22 protein-coding genes are annotated in these 22,728 nt (G+C 64.7%); 6 read left to right on the top strand and 16 right to left on the bottom strand.

Annotated elements, in window-relative coordinates; all coding sequences use genetic code 11:
- Nucleotides 1–84: 84 nt before the first annotated feature.
- From BKG76_RS14185 to BKG76_RS14170, 4 genes are read right to left on the bottom strand one after another with little or no spacing between them, the layout of a single operon-like run.
- Nucleotides 85–573 carry a GNAT family N-acetyltransferase gene (locus BKG76_RS14185; protein WP_070938194.1) on the bottom strand — a complete coding sequence of 163 codons (489 nt, stop codon included), beginning with the start codon at nucleotides 571–573 and terminating at the stop codon, nucleotides 85–87.
- 1 nt (nucleotide 574) lies between these two features.
- Nucleotides 575–1,507, bottom strand: coding sequence for an ABC transporter substrate-binding protein (locus BKG76_RS14180; protein WP_070938193.1), 933 nt, complete (start codon nucleotides 1,505–1,507; stop codon nucleotides 575–577).
- The gene (locus BKG76_RS14175; RefSeq protein WP_070938192.1) at nucleotides 1,504–2,265 is read right to left on the bottom strand and encodes an amino acid ABC transporter ATP-binding protein; all 762 of its coding nucleotides are present in this window, start codon (nucleotides 2,263–2,265) and stop codon (nucleotides 1,504–1,506) included. Before BKG76_RS14175 ends, BKG76_RS14180 begins: the two co-directional genes overlap by 4 nt.
- Nucleotides 2,262–3,143, bottom strand: coding sequence for an amino acid ABC transporter permease (locus tag BKG76_RS14170; protein ID WP_070938191.1), 882 nt, complete (start codon nucleotides 3,141–3,143; stop codon nucleotides 2,262–2,264). The genes BKG76_RS14175 and BKG76_RS14170 overlap by 4 nt, the downstream gene beginning before the upstream one ends.
- Before the next feature lie 123 nt (nucleotides 3,144–3,266).
- Between BKG76_RS14170 and BKG76_RS14165 the strand changes: the two genes are divergently transcribed.
- Nucleotides 3,267–3,662 (top strand): PPOX class F420-dependent oxidoreductase, encoded by a 396-nt coding sequence (locus tag BKG76_RS14165; protein WP_070938190.1) that lies wholly within the window; start codon nucleotides 3,267–3,269, stop codon nucleotides 3,660–3,662.
- On the opposite strand, the gene BKG76_RS14160 is transcribed toward BKG76_RS14165, so the two are convergent.
- Entirely contained in the window at nucleotides 3,659–4,279 is a 621-nt protein-coding gene (locus tag BKG76_RS14160; RefSeq protein WP_070938189.1) for a TetR/AcrR family transcriptional regulator, read from the bottom strand. The genes BKG76_RS14165 and BKG76_RS14160 overlap by 4 nt on opposite strands.
- A 97-nt stretch (nucleotides 4,280–4,376) precedes the next feature.
- On the opposite strand from BKG76_RS14160, the gene BKG76_RS14155 reads away from it, so the two are divergent.
- Nucleotides 4,377–5,882, top strand: a complete 1,506-nt coding sequence (locus BKG76_RS14155; RefSeq protein WP_070938188.1) for a carotenoid oxygenase family protein — start codon at nucleotides 4,377–4,379, stop codon at nucleotides 5,880–5,882.
- 15 nt (nucleotides 5,883–5,897) lie between these two features.
- Here BKG76_RS14155 and BKG76_RS14150 read toward each other — a convergent pair whose 3' ends face one another.
- The 7 genes from BKG76_RS14150 to BKG76_RS24470 all read right to left on the bottom strand — a co-directional run bounded on the left by BKG76_RS14150 (nucleotide 5,898) and on the right by BKG76_RS24470 (nucleotide 13,412).
- Nucleotides 5,898–8,891, bottom strand: coding sequence for an MMPL/RND family transporter (locus tag BKG76_RS14150; RefSeq protein ID WP_070938187.1), 2,994 nt, complete (start codon nucleotides 8,889–8,891; stop codon nucleotides 5,898–5,900).
- A gap of 10 nt (nucleotides 8,892–8,901) precedes the next feature.
- Nucleotides 8,902–9,375 (bottom strand): hypothetical protein, encoded by a 474-nt coding sequence (locus BKG76_RS14145; protein ID WP_070938186.1) that lies wholly within the window; start codon nucleotides 9,373–9,375, stop codon nucleotides 8,902–8,904.
- Nucleotides 9,376–9,438: 63 nt separating this feature from the next.
- Nucleotides 9,439–10,671: an O-succinylhomoserine sulfhydrylase gene (locus BKG76_RS14140; RefSeq protein ID WP_070938185.1), complete on the bottom strand. Its 1,233-nt coding sequence runs from the start codon at nucleotides 10,669–10,671 to the stop codon at nucleotides 9,439–9,441.
- Nucleotides 10,668–11,093: a rhodanese-like domain-containing protein gene (locus BKG76_RS14135; RefSeq protein WP_070938184.1), complete on the bottom strand. Its 426-nt coding sequence runs from the start codon at nucleotides 11,091–11,093 to the stop codon at nucleotides 10,668–10,670. The genes BKG76_RS14140 and BKG76_RS14135 overlap by 4 nt, the downstream gene beginning before the upstream one ends.
- An 11-nt stretch (nucleotides 11,094–11,104) precedes the next feature.
- Complete coding sequence (locus BKG76_RS14130) at nucleotides 11,105–11,566, bottom strand: Rv0361 family membrane protein (RefSeq protein WP_070938183.1); 462 nt, start codon at nucleotides 11,564–11,566, stop codon at nucleotides 11,105–11,107.
- Complete coding sequence (purT, locus tag BKG76_RS14125; RefSeq protein WP_070938182.1) at nucleotides 11,563–13,032, bottom strand: formate-dependent phosphoribosylglycinamide formyltransferase; 1,470 nt, start codon at nucleotides 13,030–13,032, stop codon at nucleotides 11,563–11,565. The genes BKG76_RS14130 and purT overlap by 4 nt, the downstream gene beginning before the upstream one ends.
- 62 nt (nucleotides 13,033–13,094) lie before the next feature.
- Nucleotides 13,095–13,412, bottom strand: coding sequence for a UBP-type zinc finger domain-containing protein (locus BKG76_RS24470; RefSeq protein ID WP_083338040.1), 318 nt, complete (start codon nucleotides 13,410–13,412; stop codon nucleotides 13,095–13,097).
- Nucleotides 13,413–13,471: 59 nt separating this feature from the next.
- Here BKG76_RS24470 and BKG76_RS14120 point away from each other — a divergent pair, with 59 nt between their 5' ends.
- Both BKG76_RS14120 and BKG76_RS14115 read left to right on the top strand, forming a co-directional pair.
- Nucleotides 13,472–15,052: a Na+/H+ antiporter gene (locus BKG76_RS14120; protein ID WP_070939231.1), complete on the top strand. Its 1,581-nt coding sequence runs from the start codon at nucleotides 13,472–13,474 to the stop codon at nucleotides 15,050–15,052.
- A gap of 128 nt (nucleotides 15,053–15,180) precedes the next feature.
- Entirely contained in the window at nucleotides 15,181–16,440 is a 1,260-nt protein-coding gene (locus BKG76_RS14115) for an SLC13 family permease (RefSeq protein ID WP_070938181.1), read from the top strand.
- 31 nt (nucleotides 16,441–16,471) lie between these two features.
- Here the strand turns inward: BKG76_RS14115 and BKG76_RS14110 are convergent, their stop codons facing one another.
- Together BKG76_RS14110 and BKG76_RS14105 are read right to left on the bottom strand one after the other, a co-directional pair.
- Nucleotides 16,472–17,134 (bottom strand): PaaI family thioesterase, encoded by a 663-nt coding sequence (locus tag BKG76_RS14110; protein ID WP_070938180.1) that lies wholly within the window; start codon nucleotides 17,132–17,134, stop codon nucleotides 16,472–16,474.
- On the bottom strand, nucleotides 17,131–18,426 hold the full coding sequence (locus tag BKG76_RS14105; protein ID WP_070938179.1) for an adenylosuccinate synthase: 1,296 nt from the start codon (nucleotides 18,424–18,426) through the stop codon (nucleotides 17,131–17,133). Before BKG76_RS14105 ends, BKG76_RS14110 begins: the two co-directional genes overlap by 4 nt.
- Nucleotides 18,427–18,585: 159 nt before the next feature.
- Between BKG76_RS14105 and BKG76_RS14100 the strand changes: the two genes are divergently transcribed.
- Nucleotides 18,586–19,257 (top strand): peptidase M50, encoded by a 672-nt coding sequence (locus BKG76_RS14100; protein WP_070938178.1) that lies wholly within the window; start codon nucleotides 18,586–18,588, stop codon nucleotides 19,255–19,257.
- Between the two features lie 9 nt (nucleotides 19,258–19,266).
- On the top strand, nucleotides 19,267–20,031 hold the full coding sequence (locus tag BKG76_RS14095) for a site-2 protease family protein (RefSeq protein WP_070938177.1): 765 nt from the start codon (nucleotides 19,267–19,269) through the stop codon (nucleotides 20,029–20,031).
- 13 nt (nucleotides 20,032–20,044) lie between these two features.
- Here the strand turns inward: BKG76_RS14095 and BKG76_RS14090 are convergent, their stop codons facing one another.
- Both BKG76_RS14090 and BKG76_RS14085 read right to left on the bottom strand, forming a co-directional pair.
- Nucleotides 20,045–21,787 carry a CocE/NonD family hydrolase gene (locus tag BKG76_RS14090; RefSeq protein ID WP_070939230.1) on the bottom strand — a complete coding sequence of 581 codons (1,743 nt, stop codon included), beginning with the start codon at nucleotides 21,785–21,787 and terminating at the stop codon, nucleotides 20,045–20,047.
- Nucleotides 21,788–21,830: 43 nt separating this feature from the next.
- The gene (locus BKG76_RS14085; RefSeq protein ID WP_070938176.1) at nucleotides 21,831–22,589 is read right to left on the bottom strand and encodes an SDR family NAD(P)-dependent oxidoreductase; all 759 of its coding nucleotides are present in this window, start codon (nucleotides 22,587–22,589) and stop codon (nucleotides 21,831–21,833) included.
- Nucleotides 22,590–22,728: the final 139 nt, after the last annotated feature.

Here is a 22,728-nt window from a genome sequence, read left to right as displayed (position 1 = left end):
CACAGTGGGATCAACGTCCGTGCACACCGCGATGACGGCGTTAATCTCACCCTGACGGAAAGGGGTGGCGCGCTCGGGCGCCTCTTACAGGTCCTTCTCGAACGGGTGGATTCCGACCTCGTCCGCGGACAGGTTCTGGTCGTAGAGCGCGCGATACCCCGCCGAGAGGTACAGCGCCTTGGCCTCGGGCTGACGCGGGCCGGTCGTCAGGTAGACGCGCCGGTACCCGCGGCTGCGGATCTCCAGTTCCAGCGCGGCCAGGGTGCGCCCGGCCAATCCCTGACGACGGTGGGCGCTGGAGGTCCAGATCCGTTTGAGCTCAGCGGTATCGGCGTCGTAGCGCTGAAAAGCACCGCCGGTCACGGCGGCACCACCCTGTAGTCCGATCAGCAGCCCGCCATCGGGGGCGGCGAAATGGACTGCCGGATAGTTGACCAGGAGATCGTGATGCTCATCGAGGGTCCCGCCGTATCGCGTGCTGTACTCGAGCGCCAGTTCGGCCAGCAGCGGGGCCGCCAACGGATCCTGCTGCTGGACCGTCACGAACTGCAGCAGATCCTCACACGCCGTCATGTCATCCTTGCCTGGGTAGTCCGCGGGGATTGATCTCCGACTTGGCGACCGCCTCGTTCTCCAATCCCCAGCGCTGCAACACCTTACGATACGTGCCGTCGACAATGGCGTGATTGACGGCATCGGCAAGGGCGCGCACCAACCCGTTGTCCTTCTTGGTGAGCACCGCGATCTCACCCTGCAGCGCCTCCCCCGCGCCCGAGAAGGTGCCCACCAGCTTGGTCTGCCCGGTGGCCTCCGAATGGAAGACCGCCGACGGGTTCGGCCCCACGTAGGCATCGATACGGCCGGAGGCCAGCGCCAGGTAGTAGCCGGTGGTCTGCTGGAAATACTTGAGATCGGCCGCGGGCAGACCCGCCGCGACATTCTCTTCGTTCCACCGCACCAGCAGCGCCTCCTGGTTGGTACCCGACCCAACACCGATGGTCTTGCCGGCGATATCCCTGGCGCCCTTGACCTTCCAATCCAGCGACCGCCGCGCCTCGAAGGTGACGTTGTCCAGACGATAGGTCGCGAAGTCGAACTTCTCCTTACGTTCCTCGGTGACCGTGACATTGGAAATGAAGGCGTCCACCTCGCCCGAATCCACCTTGACGAAGTTCTGCGCCCAATCGGCCGAACGCATATCGACACGCAGTCCCAGAACATCGGCCACCAGATAGGCGATATCCGTCTCAATCCCGATCATCGTCTTGTCATCGTCGGCGTAGAACCGCAGCGGCGGTAGCGAGCTGGCGTCCCCCGTCACAACGAGCGTGCCGCGCTTGCGGATGGCCTCGGGCACCTCCGCGGCAATGGCGTCCACCCGGGCGACCCGGATGCGGTTCTGTTCCGGGCTCAGGTTGAAGGACGACGATGCGCCTGGCTCCGCTCCTTCGGCGCACCCGGTCAGCATGAGCAGCGCGGCGCAGAAAAGCGCGGCAACGCATCTCATGACAGCACCTTCGACAGGAAACTCACGGTGCGCTGATGCGACGGCTTGTCCAGCACCTCGGTCGGCGGACCCTGCTCGACAATGGCGCCGCGATCCATGAAGACCACGGTGTCGGCGATCTCCCGGGCCAGGCCGATCTCGTGCGTCACGATCACTAGGGTGGCGCCGTCCCGCGCGAGCTGCCGAATCACATCCAGCACCTCGGTGACCAGCTCGGGGTCCAGCGCCGAGGTGGGCTCGTCAAACAGAATGACCTTGGGTTGCAGTGCCAAAGCACGCGCGATGGCCACCCGCTGCTGCTGCCCGCCGGAGAGCCGACGCGGATACTCCGCCGCCTTGTCGGCGACTCCCACACGGTCCAGCAACCGGGTCGCCTCGGCCACCAGCTCGGCACGCGGCGCCCGACGCGCCGCCAGCGGTGCCTCGATGACGTTCTCCAGCACCGTCAGATGGGGGAACAGGTTGAAGTTCTGGAACACGAAGCCGACCTGCACGCGCTGCCGCAGAATGGCTCGCTCCGACAACTCGTGGAGCACCGATCCCCGCTGCCGGTATCCGATGAGCTCACCGTCGATGCGTATCGTCCCGGCGTCCACCTTCTCCAGGTGGTTCAGCGTGCGCAGTAACGTCGATTTTCCTGATCCGGAGGGACCGATGATCACCGTCACCTCGCCCTGTCGCACAGTCAGATTCACGTCGCGCAGTGCGGCGATCTGACCGTAGGACTTACTTACCCCGCGCACCTCGATGGTGCTCATCGATGTGCGCCCCGCGCGTAATGCCGCTCGATGTAGTACTGCACCACGGTCAGCACCGAGGTGATGACGATGTACCAGACCGTCGCCACCATGAGCAGCGGCACCACCCGTCCGTTGCGCCCGAAAATGACCTGCACCTGATAGAAGAGGTCGGCAATGGCCATGGTGGACACGATGGAGGTGCCCTTCACCAGGCTGATGACCTCATTGGCGGCGTTGGGCATGACTGATCTCATGGCTTGCGGCAGCACGATCCGGAAGAACTGGCGGCGGCGCGGAATGCCTAGGGCCGCAGCGGCTTCCAACTGCCCCTCGTCGACGGAAACGATGCCGCCCCGGATGATCTCGGCAAAATAGGCACCCTGATGCAGGGTCAACCCGATCACCGAGGCGGTCAGACCGCTGAGCAGCTCATTGGTGTCGATGGTGATCAGGCTCGGGCCGAACGGGATGCCGAAGCTGATGGTGTCGTACAGGTAGGCGATGTTGAACCAGAACAGCAGCTGCACGATCAGTGGTATGGAGCGAAAGATCCACACGTACGTCCACGAAATAGCTTGCAATACGGGATTCTTGGATAGTCGCGCGGCCGCCAGAGCGACACCGAGCACAAATCCCAGCACCGTGCCGTAGATGGTCAGCCGGATGGTCAGCCACAGCGCGGCCAGCACTGACTTGGCGGTGAAGTAACGCGCGAAGGTGGGCCAGTCCCACCCTGGGTTGCGCACCAAACCGTGCACGAACATGGCGACAAAGATCAGTGCGATGGCCGAAAGGATCCAGTTCCCCCGACGCGGGCGGCGGCGCACCCGCAGCACCGGCTCGGCGGCCTCGTGAGCCACCCGAGCGCGCGGCAGCGCAGCAGGTGCCGATGTCATGCGCTCGAACCTAGGAACACCGACCAGTGCACAACAGTCTTTGGCTCCCGGCGAATCGAACGGCGGCTATCCGTCATGTTCGACCGGGGAAGCATCGGCGCCACTCGGATGTTCAAATAGGTCATGCCAGAAATCCCCGCGGGCTTCGAAGATCTCTTGGAACAACGGCTCTACGGCCACCTGGCCACGGTCGGTGGCGACGGCTCAGCGCAGTCCAGTCCCATGTGGTTCGACTGGGACGGCGAGCGGCTGCGCTTCACCCACACCAAGAAGCGGGCCAAGTTCCGCAACATCCAGGCCGAGCCACGGGTCGCGTTCTCGATCCTGGACCCCACCAACCCGTATCGGTATCTGGAGGTGCGCGGCACCATCGACCAGGTCGATGACGATCCCACCGGGTCTTTCATCCAGGAACTGGCCCACCTGTATCAGGCACCGTGGGCTGGGACGAGCACCGGCGACGAGGCCGACCGCGTCATTCTGTACCTGCGGCCCACCAAGTTCGTGAGCCACGGCTAGGTCAGCGGTCCCAGCAGCCGCATACACATGTCGGTGGCCTTTGCACCGAGTTCGCCTGCACTGCATCGGCTTTCATCGGCAAGCCAGTCCTCCATGAGGAGAGTGACGCCCCCGACGCCGAACACTGCGGCATCGAGCAATGCCGGCTCAGGTGTGGACACCCCTGGCGCGATGGTCAGGAGTATCGCCCGTGCCACACGGTGCTGGAGTGTTCGGCGCTTGGCGGCAAGTCCGGGATATCCAGCCAGGTCGGATGTCAGGATCCGCAGCACCGCCCGATCCGCGACGGACTGCTCGAGGTACGCCGTGAGCCCCGCCGTCAGCTGTGCGTGCGGGTTGTCACCGGCCAGCCGGCCGGCTTCGGCCATGGACGCGAACAGTTCGGTGAACACGTCGTCCACGATCTGCAGAACCAAATCGCCGATCACCTCGAACTGCTCATAGAAGTACCGATCGGTCAGCCGGGTCCGGGCACACACGCCTCGAACGGTGACCGCGGCCAGACCCTTGTCACTCCATAGCTCACGGCCCGCGCGCACCAGTGCGGCGCGCCGCTCATCTCGGCGCTGCTCCCGGGTCTTGCCGCCGTATGTGCGGTGAGTCTGACCGTTTGTCACGCGTAAACGCCCTTCGTCTTGACATAGGCAACCTACTCGCTAATGTTGAGGACACCCGTCATCAGAAACTGCCCGACAACGCGGTCTAGGAGATTTCATGATAGTTGCGCCCCAGCATTCAGCCTCCGACACGGACTTCGAGGAGCTCATCTCCCGCCCCTTCGAGTCCCAGCTGCGCGAATACGACTACGAGGTCACCGAGATCGACGGGACCCTGCCGCCCGCGCTGACCGGCACGCTTTTCCGCATCGGCCCCGGCAAGTTCGAAGTGGGTAGCACCGTGCTGCGCACGATGTTCGACGCCGACGGCATGGTGTCCCGATTCATCCTGGACGGTTCCTCGGTCCGCTTCACCAACCGATATGTGCGCACCCAGCAGTTCCGGGACGGGTTGCAGCAGGGCCCGATGCGCAGACCCGGGATCACCACCCAGGTGCCCGGGAAGCTGTTCGCCAATCTCCAATTGCCGGCGAACGCCGCGAACACCAACATCGTGTCGCTGGCCGGGGAAATGCTGGCGCTCTGGGAGGGCGGGCCGCCACATCGGCTGGACCCCGACACGCTGGAAACTTTGGGCACCAACGACTTCAAGGGCAAGCTTGGGTATGTCGGCGCCTTCTCGGCACACCCGAAATGGGATCCTGTTACGGGCGAGATGTTCAATTTCGGCCTGGATATCTTTCCCACACCGCGACTGCGCTGCTACCGGGTGAGCCCCAGCGGCCAACTCACGCAGATCAATTCGGTAACCCTGTGGGATATGGGCTGGAACCACGACTTCGCGCTGACCGAGAAGTATCTGGTCTTCGTCCTCGATCCGATTCGCCCCAACATCGGCCAGCTGCTGCGCGGTAAGCGTTTCGACGAGAGCCTCGAGTACCAGCTGACCAATGGCAGCACCAAGTTCATCCTGGTTCCCCGTGACGGATCCAAACCACTGGTCATCGAGCACGCGCCACAGACCCATATCCACGTCACCAACGCATTCCAGGACGGCGCGGACGCGGTGGTCGAGTTCGTCAGATATGAGAGCCTCGAGTTTCTGCGGCGATCACTCGACGCCGCCATGGGGCCCAAGGACCATCCAAATCCTCATCACCATCTGGTAGTCCGCGAATGGCCGGACAGCCACCTGGTTAGATTCCGCATCTCGCCTAGCGGCAAGATCACCGAGGAAGTGGTGTCACAGTCCGCGAAAATCGAATTCCCGCAATATGACTGGCGCCAATCGACCCGCAATCACCAGATCACCTATACCGCCGGGACGCTTGAACACCGGGGCCACTACAACGGCATCTTCAAGTTCGACCACCGCACCGGCGCCATGACGCACTGCGATTTCGGGAAGGCCTCGGTCTGCGAACCTCTCTTTGTGCCGCGTGACAAGGACTCGGCACAGGATGACGGCTGGCTGCTCACGGTCAATCACGATCTCGTGGAGAATCGTTCGCAGCTGATCATTCTCGATGCGCGCGATGTCGAGCAGGGCCCCCTGGCAGTGGCGCACCTGACACATCACCTGCCGATAGGGTTCCACGGAACCTTTAACCGGCGGGTTGCCAATCCCCATGCACCGCTACCGCATCCGAAAATGGTGGCCTAGCAGGCCTGTACCCGGTTACGCCTTGGAGGGCCACCAGCTCAGCTTGCCGAAGGCCTGAGCAAGCGTCGGCACCATCAGGGTCCTGACGATGAAGGTGTCCAGCAGGATGCCCACCCCGATGATGAACCCCATCTGCACCATCTGATTGACCGACCCGACCATCATGCCCAGCAGGCTGGCGGCGAACACCAGACCGGCCGAGGTGATCACTGACCCGGTCTGACGCACGGTCCGGATGATGCCGAGCCGCATGCCCCGGGCACTCTCCTCTCGCAGACGCGAGATGAACAGCATGTTGTAGTCGGCCCCGACAGCCACAATCAGCACAAAGGTCATTGCCGGGACGGCCCAATCCAGCTGTTGCCCAAGGACAACCTGGAACACCAGTACGCCGATGCCCAGCGACGCGATATAGGTGAGGAGCACCGTACCCAGCAGGTACAGCGGCGCGACAACGGCCCGCAGCAGCAGACACATCACCAGGAAAATGATGAGCAGCGTGACAACGATGATCTCGCGCAGATCACTGTCGTAGGCCTTCTTCAGATCGGCGTTGATGGCAGGGAACCCGCCCACCGACACCGTGGCACCGGCCAGTGCGGTGTTGGGCGTGGCCTCGTTGCCGACGCGCTCCATATCGCGGCTCAGCTGCATCGCCTCGGGTCCATAGGGATTGAGCGGTGACTGCACCAGATACATGGCGGTGCGACCGCCGTCCTGCAGGAATGCCGAACTCAGCTCCTTGAACCCGGGATTCTGCAACATTGCTCCGGGTACGGAGAAACCGGATGCCGCAGGAGAATTGGAGTCCTTGCCAATGGTCTGCAGAGTCACCGCGGCCTCGCCCATCGACCGCACGGTGTCCTCGAGTTGGGTGTTCAAATCGCGGATCCGCACGCCCATCGTCTTGACGGAGTTCATGTCGACGCCGAGACCCTGCAGCTGCCGGAAGTAACCCGAGATACGTTCGAATTTGTGTTCCATCTCAGGTAATTTCGCGAGCAGTCCGCGAATCTGCTTGAACTGATTGTTCATATCACCGAGCAGCTGTGTGATCGTCTTGCCACCGGTGACCGCCCGCACCGACTCGCGCAGGTTTTCCGCCGACGAGAGCGGCCCCGTGTCGCGTAGCTCAACGAGCTGATCACGCAGCTTGACGCAGTCGGGTTGCACCGGGCAGAACGGAGATTCGGACAGTGTCTGGGTCAACGATGCCCCGGCGTTCAGTGCGGAGAACGTGGCCTCCACCGAAGGTCCCATCGTGGCCAGCTGGTCCACCATGCCCGCCACCGTCCCCATCTGGGATATCAGCGACTGATAACGATCAAGCTGTCCCTCAACCTCTTTGGCCATCGACAGCATCTGCGGCATCATCTGCTGCATCCGGGCCAGATCCCCGTCACCCAGCTCGTTGGTCATGGCCGACATGACGTCGGCCAGCTTCGACATCCGTTCCAGCTGCGGCCGCAGATCGGCGTTCACCTGTCCGCTCGTCTTGTCGATCTGTGTTCCCATGTACCCGATCTGCCACGCCAACGTGGCCTGGGTGAGCTTGTTCCCGTCGGGCCGGGTGATGCCGACGACCTTCCCGACCCCCGCGAGCTGGGAGATCCGCTCGGCCATCTGGTCAAGGTCTGCCAGTGCACGCGGATTGCGTAGATCCGAGGGTGCCTGGATCAAAAGATATTGCGGCATTACCGAATTGGTGGGGAAATGCGCATTGAGAGTGCGCATACCCTGGTTCGACTGGGCCGAATCCGGCAGCACCCGCGACATGTCGAAACTGGGTCGCATGAAGGGGACGAAGGACGCGGCCGCCAACAGGATCACGATCGCCACACCGAAGACGGGCCAGGGGTGCCGCACGATGTTCACACCCATGCGGTGCCAGTACACCCCCGCCCGATCAGGCCCCGGCAGACCCAACCCGCGCGTGGCGGCCAGGCTCAGCGTGGCCGGCAGCAGGGTGGTGACCACGAAGAACGCGACGATCACCCCCATCGACACCGCCGGTCCGGCCGCCGCAAGGAAGGCCAGCTTGGCGGTCAACTGTGCGATATTGGCGATCGCCACGGTCGCGGCCGTCGCCAGGATGACCCTGGTCATCGAGCCACAGGCATGCGCCAGGGCCTCCGGCGGCTCCTCCCCCGCACGTATTCGTTCGTGATACCGGCTGACCAGGAACACCGTGTAATTGACACTGGCCCCCATCAGCACGGCCATCATCAGTCCGGCCGATACCGAGGACACCGGGACCAGGCTCCGATCGGCGAGCCCGGCGATGACGCCGCGGGCGATGAGCAGGCTCATGCCCATCACCAACAGCGGCAGCATTGCGGTGAACCACGATCGGAACACCAACAACAGGATGAGACCGATGACCACCACGGTCACCGCACCGATCTTGGGCAGGTCACCCAGCGCGGCGTTACCCATATCGGTGACGGTGCCCGCCGCGCCAGTGATGTTCGCCGTAGTCGCCGATCCGGCGAAGGTCTGTTTCACCAAGTCATCGACGGATCGATATGACCGCTGCGCCAACGGAGTACCCAGATCCCCTGCCAACCCCGCCATCGCATACCAGGTGGTGCCGTCCTCGCTGAGGACCTGCTTACGCGCCACCGGGTTGTTACGCATCCGGGGATCGCCCAGCTGATCCTGGACGAAGGTGACGTACTCCTTGTTCCCGCCCAGCCGGTCGATCAGCGCGGAGTACCGGGCCTGTGCATCGGCGTCAAATCCCTTGTCGCTGTGCATCACGATGATGACGGCGTTGTCGATTCCGGGGCGGCCGAACGCCTTTCCCATCTCCTTCATCGATGCCAGCGCCGGGCTCACCTCACCCGTCGGCAGCGGACTGACCGAGTGCTCGTTGGCCACCCTCTCCAGCTGCGGCCAGGCGGTATTGACAAGAACCCCGACCGCAATCCAGGCCAGTATCACCAACTTTGCGTGCTTGGCCACCAGACGTCCCGCCCGCTCGAACGCCGGACTGTATTGGTGCGACATGGTCGGCTCCTCAGATCAACGGCGGGAAGGTGACACTAGGCATGCCCGGCACACCGGTCATCGGCATCACGGTGTAGCGCAGGGTGAAGGCTCCACCGAGGTCGTCGCCGACCACCAGCACGGTGTACTTGTTGTTGAGATAGGCGTCCTGGCCCATCACGGTTTGATGTTCGAATCCGGCGTCGGTCAGCAGCTTGCCCGCTGCGGCCGTGGCCGATGCGTCGACACCGCTGACCGCCAGGGTCCGAGAATCGCCTTCGCCGTCCTGGCGATAGGTTCCCTTGACGACCGGGATATCGCGCGGAAAATCCGCCGGCAGAACGCTGGCACCCGGAGGGGGCGGCGGAATGGGCGTGATCGGCGGATATGTGGTGCGCTCTACGGCGCCGCCCACGAAATCCGACATGGAGCAAGCGGCCATGGACAGCGAGATTCCTATGGCGGCAAACACCAACACCGCGACATGAACGCTTCGTTGCGTCATGACGGGGATACTACAAAGGCTTTGCCCTTAGTGCTAGCCCCTGCTAACTAAAGCTAGCCCGAATTAGCTCAGCGCCCGATCCAGGTCCGCGATGAGGTCCTCGGTGGACTCCAGCCCGACCGACAGACGCACCACGCCGTCGGACAGCCCGATCGCCGCCCGGCCCTCCGGCCCCATCGCGCGATGGGTCGTGGTGGCGGGGTGCGTGATGAGCGACTTGGAGTCACCCAGGTTATTCGAGATGTCGATGAGCGAGGTCCCGTCGAGCACCTGGAAGGCGCGCTGCTTGCCCGCGTCGCCGTCGGCGTCGAGCTCGAAGGTGACCACGGTGCCACCGCCACGCATCTGCCGCTTGGCCAGCTCGTACTGCGGGTGCGTCTCCAAAAATGGATACCGCACCCAGCGCACCGCCGGATGCTGCTCCAAGAACTGCGCGATCTTGAAGGCCGATTCGTTGGCGTGCCGCACCCGAAGGTCGAGCGTTTCAAGGCCTTTCACAAGAGTCCAGGCATTGAAGGGGCTCAGCGCAGGCCCGGTGTGCCGCATCAGCGTCTTGACGGGACCCTCGATGTATTCGGTCTCACCCAGGATGGCGCCGCCGAGTACACGCCCCTGCCCGTCGATGTGCTTGGTGCCGGAGTAGACCACCACATCGGCGCCCAGCGGAATGCCCTGTTGCAACAGCGGGGTCGCGAAGACGTTGTCCAGCACCACCTTTGCGCCAGCGGCATGGGCCAGCTTGCATACCGCCTCGATATCCACGAGTGATTGCATTGGGTTGGAAGGGGTTTCAAAGAAGACGGCCTGCGTGGGAACCGACAGCGCCTCCTCCCACTGGGAAAGGTCTTCGCCGTCGACGAACACGGTCTCCACACCCCAGCGGGGCAGGATCTCGTTGCACACCACGAAACAGGAACCGAACAGGCTGCGCGCGGCCACCAGCCGGTCACCGGCGCCCAACAGCGCACCCAGTGCGGTGAAGACCGCCGACATGCCCGTTGCCGTCGCAAACGCGGCCTCGGCACCCTCGATTAGCCGCAATCGCTCCTCGAACATCGAGATCGTGGGGTTTCCGTATCGCGAGTACACGTACCGGTCGACCTCACCGGTGAACGCCCGCTCCGCGGCGGCCGCGCTCTCGTAGACGTATCCGGAGGTCAGGTACATCGCCTCGGCGGTCTCTTCGAACTCGGAACGCAGCAGGCCACCGCGTACCCCGATGGTCGCCTGACTCACGCCCTCGGGAAGCTCCTTCGGAATCCGTACCGACGGGATGCCGTCAGGGGTCAGATTCATGACTGCCGCCACGGCAGACCGATGGCGCGCCAACCGACGCCGCCCCGGTGCCCGTTCTCGTCGAGGTTGCCCTCGAACCCGTCAAGCACGTTGTAGGACGGTGCGATTCCCGCCTCGGTGGCCAACTCCGCCGAGCCGATCGAGCGGTTTCCGGACCGGCACAGGAAGATCACCGGGCGATCATCCCCTTGGGAAGGCCCGGTCACGCCCGCGGCCGCCAGTTCCTCGAGGAAGTCGCCATTGCGTTCACCGTTTGATCGCACCCACTCGATGTACACGACATCGCGCCCGAGCTCGGTGAGATCGGGAACGCCGACCCACTTCCACTCGGCCGACGTGCGCACATCGACCAGTACAGCTTCCGGGTTTTCCTTCAGCAGCGCCCACGCCGCCTCGGGGGTGATATCTCCTGCGTAGCCCACGAAGAGCCAGTCTATTGGTACTGACTGCATACCCTCCACGAGCCGTCTTCCTTGACGAAGGAGACGTCCGCGGTGAGCTTGTTGTTCTCGGCTTTCATGTAGTGATAGGTCACCGAGGCGCTGGCCGAGTCGGACTTGACGACCACGTTCTGAACGTCGTCTATGTAGCGATTCCCGTGTGCCGCCTCGGATTTATCCTGCGCGGCAATCACATTCTGTTCCGGTGCGGCGAGGGCGCGGCACGTCACCTTCAGGTAATCCGCATAGGCGTGACGCTGCAAGGCGTCATTCTGTGCGTTGACCGCCTGGCCCACTCTGCCCTCGTCGGTCAGGCCGTCACCCGACCGGAAGATCGTCGATGCCGCGATACCGATCACCACGATTCCAAAGACCGCCGCGCCGGCGATGAAGGGAGCGATGCTCCCTCGATCTTCGGGGCCGTCGACATCCGGCGTCTGATCCTGCGATGTCACCGCAGATGCCTGGCGACCTGCTGCGCACGGCTCAACGCCAACGCGGTATTGGGCGCGGTCGCCAGTGCCACTCCGATACGGCGGCGCCGGTGAGCTTCTGAATGCCCGAACAGCCGAAGATCGCTCTCGGGTATCCGCAGCGCCTCGTCGAGCTGCCGCGGCGACGGACCGTGGCTGTCGCCGTAGACCACCTCGGCGGCCGCCGGCGACACCAAGATGGTGTCGATGGGTACACCCAGCACCGCGCGTGCGTGCATGTCGTATTCCGACAGCCGCTGCGACCGCACGGTCACCAGCCCGGAGTCGTACGGGCGCGCACTCACATCGCAGAAGTAGACCTCGTCACCGCGAACAAAGAGTTCGACACCGTAAACGCCATGCCCACCAAGGGCATTGACCGCACGGGCCGCGATCGAGCGCGCCAGTTCCAGGGCCGCCTGACTCAACGGCTGAGGCTGCCACATCTGCATCGCATCGGTACCGCTCTGCCGGTGCGCGATGGGCTCACAGAAGTACAGCCTGGTGGCACCGCCGACTCCGGCAGTCCGCACCGTGAGCAGCGTGATCTCGTAGTCGATCTCCACCGCGGTTTCCACCATCACCCGCTGGCTACCGCCGAGGTTCGCCGCGATGGCCTGATCCCATGCCGGCGGGGCGTCGCTGTCACGCAACACCACGGACTGGCCCTGCCCGTATGCCGCCGATACCGGGCGCACCACCGCCGGGAAGCCAGATGTCTCCAGGACCTTCTGCAGCTCTTCGACCGAATTCGCGAACCAGTAGGTGGGTGTGGGCAAGCCGAGCTCCTCGGCCGCCATCCGCCGCATCCCCTCGCGGTCACCGGCAAGACGCACGGCCTTGGCCGTCGGGATCACCTGCGTGACCTTGCCCTCGGCCAGTTTGTCCAGCGCCTCGCGCGACGCTGCCTCGACCAAGGGCACGACGAACCGGGGCCGCTCCTTGTCGATCAGCTCATACAGGCGCTCCGACTCGCCGATCGGCGCCAGGACCGCGCGATCCGCCACGCCTTGGGCAGGTCCGCCGGTCCCGGTGTCCACCACCACCACTTCGGCTCCCAGCCGCTGGAAAGAGATGGCCAGTTCCTTGGCCAGCTCACCCGAGCCGAGCAGCATCACGGTGGTGCGATTTCCGGCAATCGGTTTCGGCAGGTCGACGGGCACATACTCGAGTACCGGTGCCGGGGCGTCCTCATCTCTGTCCTCCGCAGCGTTCTCGGAGGTGGTCGGTGTGACGTCCTGCGCCGGCGCATCGGCCTCGACGGTGTTCGTGACTGGTTTCGCGGTCTTGACGACCCTGGAGCCGGATTTCGCGCCGTTGGTGGCTCGAACGGCGTCTTCGGTCACCGGCGCCGCCTCGGCGGGCACGGGCTTGACGATGTCTGTCGACCCCGTCGTCCCGCGCTCGCTGGGGGGCGAACCCTCCTGCGTCACCACGATGCCATTCACGCCTTCCGGTCGGTCTGCAGCCCTATCGGACCGTGCCTAGCGTGCCAGATTGCCACACATCCTCAACCCAGAGTGCTGTGGACGTAGCACCAGCGCCAGTCCTCACCCGGCTCGTGTGAACGCATCACCGGGTGTCCGGTGGCATGAAAATGCGCGGTGGCGTGCTGGTGGGGGCTGGAATCGCAGCAGCTCACCCGACCGCACTGCAGACACATCCGCAAATGTGCCCACACCTGCTCGCCCAACGCCGCGCAATCCTCGCACTCACCGGGGGTCCGGGGCCGCGGGTCTTGCCCGGTGGCGGCGGCCAGCTCCGGGCAGGGGCCTTGTCCCTGAATCGCCGCGGACGCGGACGAGCCGCGCCGAAACAGCCGCTTCATATCTGTCCTCCCACGTGCCCACTTGGGTGCCCGAACCACTCTCCGCACAGAATACGAAGGTGAACGTTTCCCTGTTGGCGGTACTCACGGCAGCCCTGGTCCTGGCCGCGATTTCCCGGCGATTCGGCCTTCCCACCCCGTTGGTGCTGGTCGTTGCGGGTCTGGCGGCCGCCGCCATCCCAGGCTTGCCGCCCATCGAGATGGATCCGGACCTCGTGCTGTTCGTGATCCTGCCGCCGCTGCTCTACACGACGGCGCTGGAAAGCTCGTACGTGAATCTGCGTAAGAACATGCGGGCGGTCAGTAGCCTCGCCGTACTGCTGCCACTGGTCACCACGGTCGCGGTGGGCTTTGTGGCGTTCTATGCCGTACCCGAATTGCCACTGGCCGGCGCGATGGTGCTCGGCGCCATCGTGGCCCCACCGGACGCGGTATCGGCCACCGCCATCGGCCGCCGCCTGGGACTACCACGCAACATCATGACGCTGCTGGGCGGCGAGAGCCTGCTCAACGACGCCACCGCACTCACCGCATATCGGGTGGCGATCGCCGCCGCGATCGGGCTCGGCGCCACCGTGGCCGACGGACTCAAGATTTTCGCGCTCGCCGCCATCGGCGGGGTGCTCGTCGGGTTCATCATCGGCAAGTTGGTCAACATCATCCGGTGCAAGCTCGACGACCCGCTGTCCGAGAGCGCGATCGGTCTGGTGGTGCCGTTCTTCGCCTACCTGCTGGCCGAGGAGATCCACGGTTCCGGCGTGATCGCGGTGGTGGTCGCGGGCCTGATGTTGGGGCACCGATCGGTGCATGCCGGATACGCCACCCGGCTACAGGACGACGCGGTGTGGAAGGCCGTGCAGCTGCTGCTCGAATCCTTCGCGTTCCTGCTCATCGGGTTGCAGCTGCCCAAGGTCGTCCAGGGTCTGCGAGGTTTGTCGTTCCAGACCATCCTGCTGTCCTCGATCGCAGTGCTGGCCACGGTCATCGTGGTCCGCATCGTCTTCGTCTTCGCGTTCGCCTATATGCGACCGCCCGGCCAACGTCCCTCGGCTCGTGGAGTTTTCGTGGTGGCCTGGGCCGGGATGCGCGGCGTGGTGTCCCTGGCGATGGCCTTCGCGGTTCCGCTCACCACCATCACCGGCGAACCGCTGCCCGGCCATCCGCACATCGTGTTCCTCACCTTTGTGGTTGTGGTGGGAACCCTGCTGCTGCACGGCCTTACGTTGCCATGGGTGATCCGTGTGCTCGGCGTGCAGAGCGACGACGAACGCAAGGATGCCCTGGCCGAGGCCGCCGCTCAGGACAAGGCAGCCCGCGCGGCCGCCGACCGTCTCGAAGAACTCCTCGACGACAACGACGGCATCGAGGACACCAATGTGCGCAGCCGCGCCGCGGAAATACTGCGGCACTGGAACACCCGTCGTCGCAACGCGGCATGGGAGCGCCTGGGACGCAGCGACGAGGACGCCGGGGAGAGCCCGATGGCGGCGTTCCGGAACCTGCGACTGGAAATGCTCGAAAAGGAGCGTGAGGTGTTCATCGCCGAGCGCGATGCCGGCAACATCGACGACGAGGTGCTACGCACCGTGCTGCGGGGCCTCGACCTGGAAGAGGCCACCATGAATCAGGCCGACCGCTAGGGCCGGCGAAAACCGGTCCCGCCGCGGTTCCCGGACCCCGCCAGATGTAGCGGGTACCGTGGCACATCGCAGCCAAGTCCCGTTGCCGACCGCAGGGCTGTGCCCGTACGTTCCGGAAGGTCACCTAAGTGTCTGCCGCCCAAGCCCTTTCGATCATCATGCTGGTTGTCGTGTTGGTGGCCGCGATCTGGCGCCGGATGAACATCGGTGTGCTGGCCCTTGGCGCCGCGCTGCCCGTCCTGGCACTCTCGGGGCTGGACGCGAAGGCGATGTACACGACGTTCCCGGGCGATATCTTCGCGCTGATCGTCGGTGTCTCGCTGCTGTTCGCGCACCTCGAGCGAAGCGGCACCCTCGGCTGGTTCGTCGAGCTGGTGTACGGGGCCGTGGGCGATCGTCACGCGATGCTGCCGTGGGCAGGCTTTCTTGTCGGCGCCATGCTGTCCACGGTGGGCGCGTTCTCGACGGCCGTCATCGCATTCCTCGTGCCCCTGGTGGCGCACGTCGCGGTGCGGTACCGCAGCAGCTTCTACCTGTGCGAGCTGGGCGTGGTGATCGGGGCCAACAGCGCCGGCCTCTCCCCGCTGAACCCGACCGGTGCCGTCGTCCGCGCCGCCGCATCGAAGTTTCACGTCAGCTATCCAGGATGGGCCCTCTGGGCTGTCTCCATGGTGGTCGCGGCCCTTGTCGTGCTGTGCCTGCAACTGCTCGACGCGTTTCGGCGCCGCCGCGGCCGAGGTTTCGACCTCACCCCGGCACCGGCCGCTACCGCGGAAACCGATGCGGCCGAACGGCCCTCGCTTCGATACGCCTGGTGCTCGGGCCTGGCGCTGCTGACGTTCGTGCTGCTCGTGGTCATCGTCAAAACCGATGTCGGGGTGACCGCTATCGCCCTGGCCGCGTTGCTGCAGATTGCCTTCCGCCCCCAAGAGCGGTCACTGCTGGCCCGGATCCCCTGGCCCAGCATCCTGCTGCTGTGCGGTCTGCTCACCTATCTCGGGCTGATGCAGAAGATCGGCACCATCGATTCGATCGCGAGCGTCTTGCATCGCCTCGGGACGGGCCCGGTTCTCATCCTCGTACTCGCGTATTTGACTGCCCTGCTGTGCAATATCGAAAGCTCGACGCTCGGAGTTCTCGGGCTGATGATGCCTGTCGTGTTCTCCACCTTCACCGAGCCGGCCCAGATGTTCTGGGTGGTATGCGCGGTCTGCGTGCCGGCGGCGTTGATGGTGATGAATCCGATTCATGTGGCAGGCACCCTGATCATCGGCAATAGCGCGGTCAACGAGCAGGACAATCTGTTCCGCAGGCTGCTGGCCCTCGCGGGAAGTCTGGCGCTCGTGGTGCCCGGGCTGCTGGCGATCGTGCCCATCGCGGTCGCATGATGGGTGGACCGTCGTCATCGGCAGGCGGTCGCTAGGGCTGACCGGGCAGCAGCTGCACCATCAGGCCGTTGGCGTCGGCCAGCACCGTGTTCTGCGCGTCGTAGAGCTCCGCCGACACGAAGGCCTTGCGGCGATCCACCTCGTCGATACGGCTGCGCGCGGTCAGCGGCACCCCCACCGGGACCACCTGCCGATAGTTCACGTGCAGGAAGGCGGTGCGGCTGATGGTGCGGCCCGCCATGATCACCGTCATGCCGAAGAGATGGTCGAACAGCAGCGGCAGGATGCCACCGTGCACGGCGCCGTTACCGCCCAGATAGAACCGCGGGAAGTCGCCATGGGCCTCGATGCCGTCCGGACCGGCCTCATCGATGAACCAGGGCGGCAGCAGCAGATGCCCGTTGGCGGGCTCGTCGGCGACCCGGTTGGCAGGGCCGACACCCTCGGGCGCCTCGAAGGGATCCATCAGCTCGACGAGCTTCTCCGAGATGTCGGCCGCCTCATCCCAGCGAGGATCTTCCATATCGGCGGACACCGCGAGGTCCTGCAGCCGCCGCATGGCGGTCAGGAAGCGCCCGAACCCCGGGCCCACCGAGGACGGCGAGTACTGCGGGAAACCCCCGCCACGGATTTCACGGATCGCCCGATTCATCTCTTCATGCAGTGCGGCGAGTCTGTCCCCGTCGGCGGTCATGACCTCGAGAGTAGGTCCCGCCGCACGATCGTCTGATCCCGGCCCGGCCCGACGCCGATGCACGACATCGGCGCACCCGCGAGTTCCTCCAGGCGCAGCACGTAATCCTGCGCCTTGGCGGGCAGATCGCCGAACTCGCGAGCACCGGAGATGTCCTCCCACCAACCCGGAAGCTCTTCGTAAACCGGTGTGGCGCGGTAGATCTCACTCTGGGTCATCGGCATTTCGTTGGTGCGCTTGCCGTCCACCTCGTACCCGACGCAGATCGGCACGGTCTGCAGGCTGGACAGCACGTCCAATTTGGTCAGGAAGTAGTCGGTGATGCCGTTGACCCGGGTGGCGTACCGGGCGATGACGGCGTCGAACCAGCCGCAACGTCGGGCGCGGCCAGTGGTGACGCCCACCTCGCCGCCGGTCTTGGCCAAGTAGGCGCCGTGCTCGTCGAACAATTCGGTGGGGAACGGACCCGAACCCACCCGCGTGGTGTACGCCTTCAGAATTCCCAGCACGGTGGTGATCCGGGTGGGACCGATGCCGGACCCCACGGAAGCGCCGCCGGCGGTCGGGTTCGAGGACGTCACAAACGGATACGTGCCGTGATCGACGTCGAGCAGCGTGCCCTGCGATCCCTCCAGCAGTACCGTCTCACCGCGTTCCAGTGCCTGGTTGAGCTGCAGGCGAGCATCGGCGATGCGGTGTTTGAATCCCTCGGCCTGCTCCAGCACCCCGTCAACCACCTGATCCGGGTCCAGCGCCTTGCGGTTGTAGATCTTGACCAACACCTGATTCTTGAATTCCAGTGCGGCATGGACCTTCTGGCGCAGAGACTCCTCGTCGAGAACGTCTGCGACCCGGATCCCGATGCGCGCCACCTTGTCCTGATAGCAGGGACCGATACCGCGACCGGTGGTGCCAATCTTCTTGGATCCCAAATACCTTTCGGTCACCTTGTCGATCGCGACGTGGTACGGCATCAAGAGATGCGCATCCGCGGACAGGATCAGACCCGAGGTATCAATCCCCCGCTCCTCCAGGCCCGCGAGTTCGGTGAGCAGCACGCCGGGATCGACAACGACCCCGTTGCCGATGACGTTGGTCACCCCCGGAGTGAGGATTCCCGACGGGATGAGGTGCAGGGCGAAATTATCCCCATTGGGTAAGACGACGGTATGTCCGGCGTTGTTACCGCCCTGGTAGCGGACTACCCATTGAACCGAGCCACCGAGCAGGTCGGTTGCCTTGCCTTTGCCTTCGTCGCCCCACTGGGCGCCGATCAGGACTATTGCCGGCATGTGCGTTCTCTGCGCTTCCCTGTTGGCAGCCCACACTGTCCTTCCGGCTGGGCGAAGGCGGCGCGACGCTGCGCGTGCAAAATGTTGTTCAGCCGGTGAGCCACTGTATCGCAGGCCACGGGCTTTGTACGTATTCGGCACCGACGAAAGAGGTCCTTGATGAGCCCCCCGAGCGTCACCGAAACGGCGTCGGCACGGGTTTTGCTGTTCGGTGGGCGCCGACTGCCCCGTATTTTGCGCGATCTGCCTGTGGACCGGGTCGAGGAATCCGGCGCGGTGCGCACGCTCGTCGACGGGCTCCCGGACACTCCGACGCGGCTCATCGTGGTCGGCGCAGACGGTGATCTCGGCCAGGTGCTGACCCGCTTGATGCGCGCCGACAGACTGGACGTCGAGGTGGGATTCGTGCCGGACCGGCGGTCACACGCGCGACGGATCTACCGGATCGGGCCCGGAGCGGCACGTCGTGCACGTAAGGGTCAGGCGCACCGGGTACCGCTCATCCGGGACGACACCGGCACCGCCCTTGCCGGGCGCGCCACATGGCAGAGCAGCGACGGCGACGAGGTCACCGGCGAGGCGACCGTCGATGACACCCTGCTGTTCGACGGGACCGCACTGGTCGACGTCGAGCCCACCGAGTCGATGCCCGGCCTACGGGCCTCTATACGGGGCAGGACATGGCCCCTTCCCCGCCGCTGGGTGACCGGACGCGCGGCTCAGCTGGGCACGGTGGGAGCCATCGTCGTCAGGGACGGCGTCGCGGGCCCCCGCCCGGTCCCCCGATCCACGTTCTATCGCCACCAGCACAGCTGGTGGCTCGTCCGGTAGCTTCTTGCCGTGAACGTCAAGCAAGCGGTCCGCCCCAGCCCGGTCTTCCTGGCGCTCGTAGCACTCACCATCGCCGGGGCGGTGCTGGCATGGCTGGGCGGTAACTCCACCGAGCCATTGGCTCGCGGCGGGGTGTTCGTCTTCGTGTTCACCGGGTGGATCGTGTCGCTGTGCCTTCACGAGTTCGGGCATGCCTATACCGCTTGGCGTTTCGGAGACACCCAGGCGCGCGGCTACCTGACGCTGAACCCGTTGCAATACACCGATCCGGTGCTGTCCATCGTGCTGCCGCTGGTGTTCATCGCCCTCGGCGGCATCGGGCTTCCCGGTGGTGCGGTGTACGTGCACACCGCCGGCATGAGCAACCGGCAGCGCACCATGGTGAGCCTGGCCGGCCCCAGCGCCAACGCGACACTTGCGGTGTTAATTCTCGGAACCACAGCACTTTTCGCCGATCGCGAGCACATCGTGTTCTGGGCGGCCATGGCCTATCTCGGTTTTCTTCAGGTGACTGCGGTGGTGCTCAACCTGCTGCCCGTGCCGGGCCTGGACGGCTACGGTGCGCTCGAACCTCACCTGAGCCCCAACACGCAACGCATGCTCGGCAACGCCAAGACGTTCGGCTTCCTCATCCTGTTCATGCTGCTGATGTCGCCGCCGATCAACCGTGCATTCTTTGGCGCGGTGTACTGGGTCGTCGCCTCATTCGGAGTCGACCCGGGCCTGGCCCAAATAGGCGGCTGGCTGTTCCGATTCTGGAGCAAGCTGCTCTAGCCGCCCCGCGGCATCAGGTTGGGACAACGGGCAGCAGCACGTAAGGCCGCCCACCCGCGCCGCCGCTGAGGGTAGTGCGTCCGGAAAACTCGGGCAGGTCGCGTTCACCGGGCAATTCGTGCCAGTACGCACCACTTCCGAGTAATTCTCGCCCGTAGGCCTTCTCGGGTGGCCCGGGTAGTTCGTGCGTGTAGTCCTGACCGCGCACGGAAAGTCCGATGCGGTAGCCGGCCGGTGCCACCACCGACATCGGCCAGATCTCGACGTCGGCTTCGTACACAACGCCCGGCGTGAGTGGATCACTCGCGATGTGCGTGTGCCATGGCCGGTACGGCAGCGAGCGCTGATCGTCCTTCGCGCGGTGCGACATCCGCAGCCACCCCTGGGCCACCGGGCCGTGAGGTTCGAAAGCAGTAGGCCACAAGACCTCGGCGCCAAGGGGATCGAACAGATGCACGGTGACGAACAGGTCGGCATCCGTCGTGCTCGAGGCGACAAAGACCTTCAGTGCCGCCGGACCGGTGACCTCGATGTCGTGCTCCAAGACCGGCGTGGTGAACATGACGCCCTTCGAACGGGCCTCGAACGTGATCGACTGCTCGCCTTCGGGCGTGGTGACCGATAGCTGCCCGTCGGCACAGTCGAGATAGAAGCGAGTCCACTGAGTGCGATCCAGCGGCCATTCGTTTTCGGTGCGTTGGATGAACGTCTCGGGTGTGCGCACCTTGAGGTGGACCGGCGGTTCCTCGTCCCACCCATTGGCCGCACCCTTGAGGAAGTGGTCAAAGAATCGCCGCTGCAGGTCAACGCCGTAATCGGTATAGAACTCGGTCCAATGTTCCAGGCCGTGCACCTCGAGCCACTTCTGTCCGGAGGCGCTACGTGAGAACCCTTCGAAGTTGCCGCGTGAATGTAGGCCCATGCCACCCCAATTCGCGCAGGAGAGCACCGGCACGGTGATGTTCTCCAGGTTCGCGGTGCGGTCCCGGTAGTAGTCGTCGAGGTACTGATTGGTGAGCAGCACCTCGCCGATAGCAATAGCATTGGCGTCCAACTCGGCCTGACTGCGAACCGGCAGTCCCGAGACACGGCGACCGTTGTTGGGGTTGATCTGGGCGTCGGCGCGCCCATGCTGCACACTGCGGATCTGGCACGGCATCCAACTGGGCATGAACTCACTGGTGATGCCACCGTGTTTGGCGTACTCGCGGTAGAAGTCGTTGGCGCCCTCCCACGGGCAGATGGCCGCCAGATGCGGGGGTGCCAGCGCTGCGACCAGCCACTGGTTGGTGGCCAGGTACGAGATGCCCAGCATGCCGACCTTGCCGTTGCTCCACGGCTGCACCCCGGCCCATTCGATGCAGGCATAAAGATCCTGGATCTCCCGCGGCGAGAAGAGATCGATGGCCCCCTCGCTGCCTCCCGCACCGCGGGTGTCGATGCGCACACAGACGTAGCCCTGGGGCACCCAGCGTTCCGGGTCGGGGTATTCCCACACCTGGTATTTGTTGCTCGATTGGGCGCCGATTTCCGGATGCGCACGCATCATGGCGTTGAAGTTGTCGGCATAGCCGACCTGGAACGGCAGCCCCTTGCCGTAGGGGCTGGCCGCCAGTAGAACCGGGTGCGCCGCATCATCATCGGGGCGGAAGATGTCCGCGGCCAGCGTTATCCCGTCGTCCATCGTGATGCGCACATCCCATTCGATACGCATACCGTCGCGCAGTTCACTGCGCGGTGCGTACTGCTCAACCATGGTGTTTCCCTTCGTGTTCGACGGCCGGGCGGCGAGTTCCGCGCTAGGAAGCCACCCAGCCGCCATCGATCAAGAGGCTTGCGCCGTGGATATAGGACGCGGCCGGTGACGCCAGGAACACAACCGCCGGCGCGATATCCTCGACTTCACCCACCCGCCCGGCCGGCGTCGAATCGAGCATCTGCTGCTCGTAATCCTTGTCGGCGAGGAGATCTGCGTTGATGCTGGTGCGGACGTTGCCCGGCGCGACGGCGTTGACACGAATCCCCAACGGCCCAAATTCGGCGGTAAGGGACTTCACCAGCAGTTCGACCGCACCCTTGGTCGCGCAGTACGCCGCAGAGTTGGGAAAGCCGACGTGGCCGCAGATCGACGACACGAAGATGACCGAACTACCCGCCCCCAGGTGCGGGGCAGCGGCGCGGGTGAGTCGAAAGGGCGCGCGCACGTTGATATTCCATTGCGTGTCGAGGTCGAGATCGGTCGTCTCCAGGAATGGCGTCGGCAGGAAGACACCGGCGGCATGCACCAGAATGTCCATCCCGCCAAAGCGGCCGACGGCGCCGGAGACGATGGCGCCCGGCGCGTCCGCATCGGTGACGTCGATGCTCATGTATGCCGCCCCGCCGTCCGCCGACTCGATATCCGATGTCACTGCGGTCAAACGGATCTCGTCACGCCCGACGAGAAAGACATTCGCTCCTGCCCCTGCCAGTTCACGGGCTATCTGAGCACCGATGCCCGAACTGGCGCCGGTCACGACGGCGACCTTGTCCCGAAGTGGTTGCGCGGTGTTGCCCATGAGGTCCTCACTCCTTACGCCACCGGAAGCCCTTGCAGAACAACACCATCCACCACGAGGGTTTCGCCGGCGAGATTAACGTTAGTTTTCCTGCATTAAGAAGTATGAGACCGAACCACCATTAATGCAAGTTTTCTTG

Origin of the sequence: Mycobacteroides franklinii (genome assembly GCF_001853795.1) — a bacterium.
GTDB classification, from domain to species: Bacteria; Actinomycetota; Actinomycetes; order Mycobacteriales; family Mycobacteriaceae; genus Mycobacterium; species Mycobacterium franklinii.
Note: the sequence above shows the minus strand (reverse complement) of the source record. Positions and strands in the feature narration are given on the sequence as shown.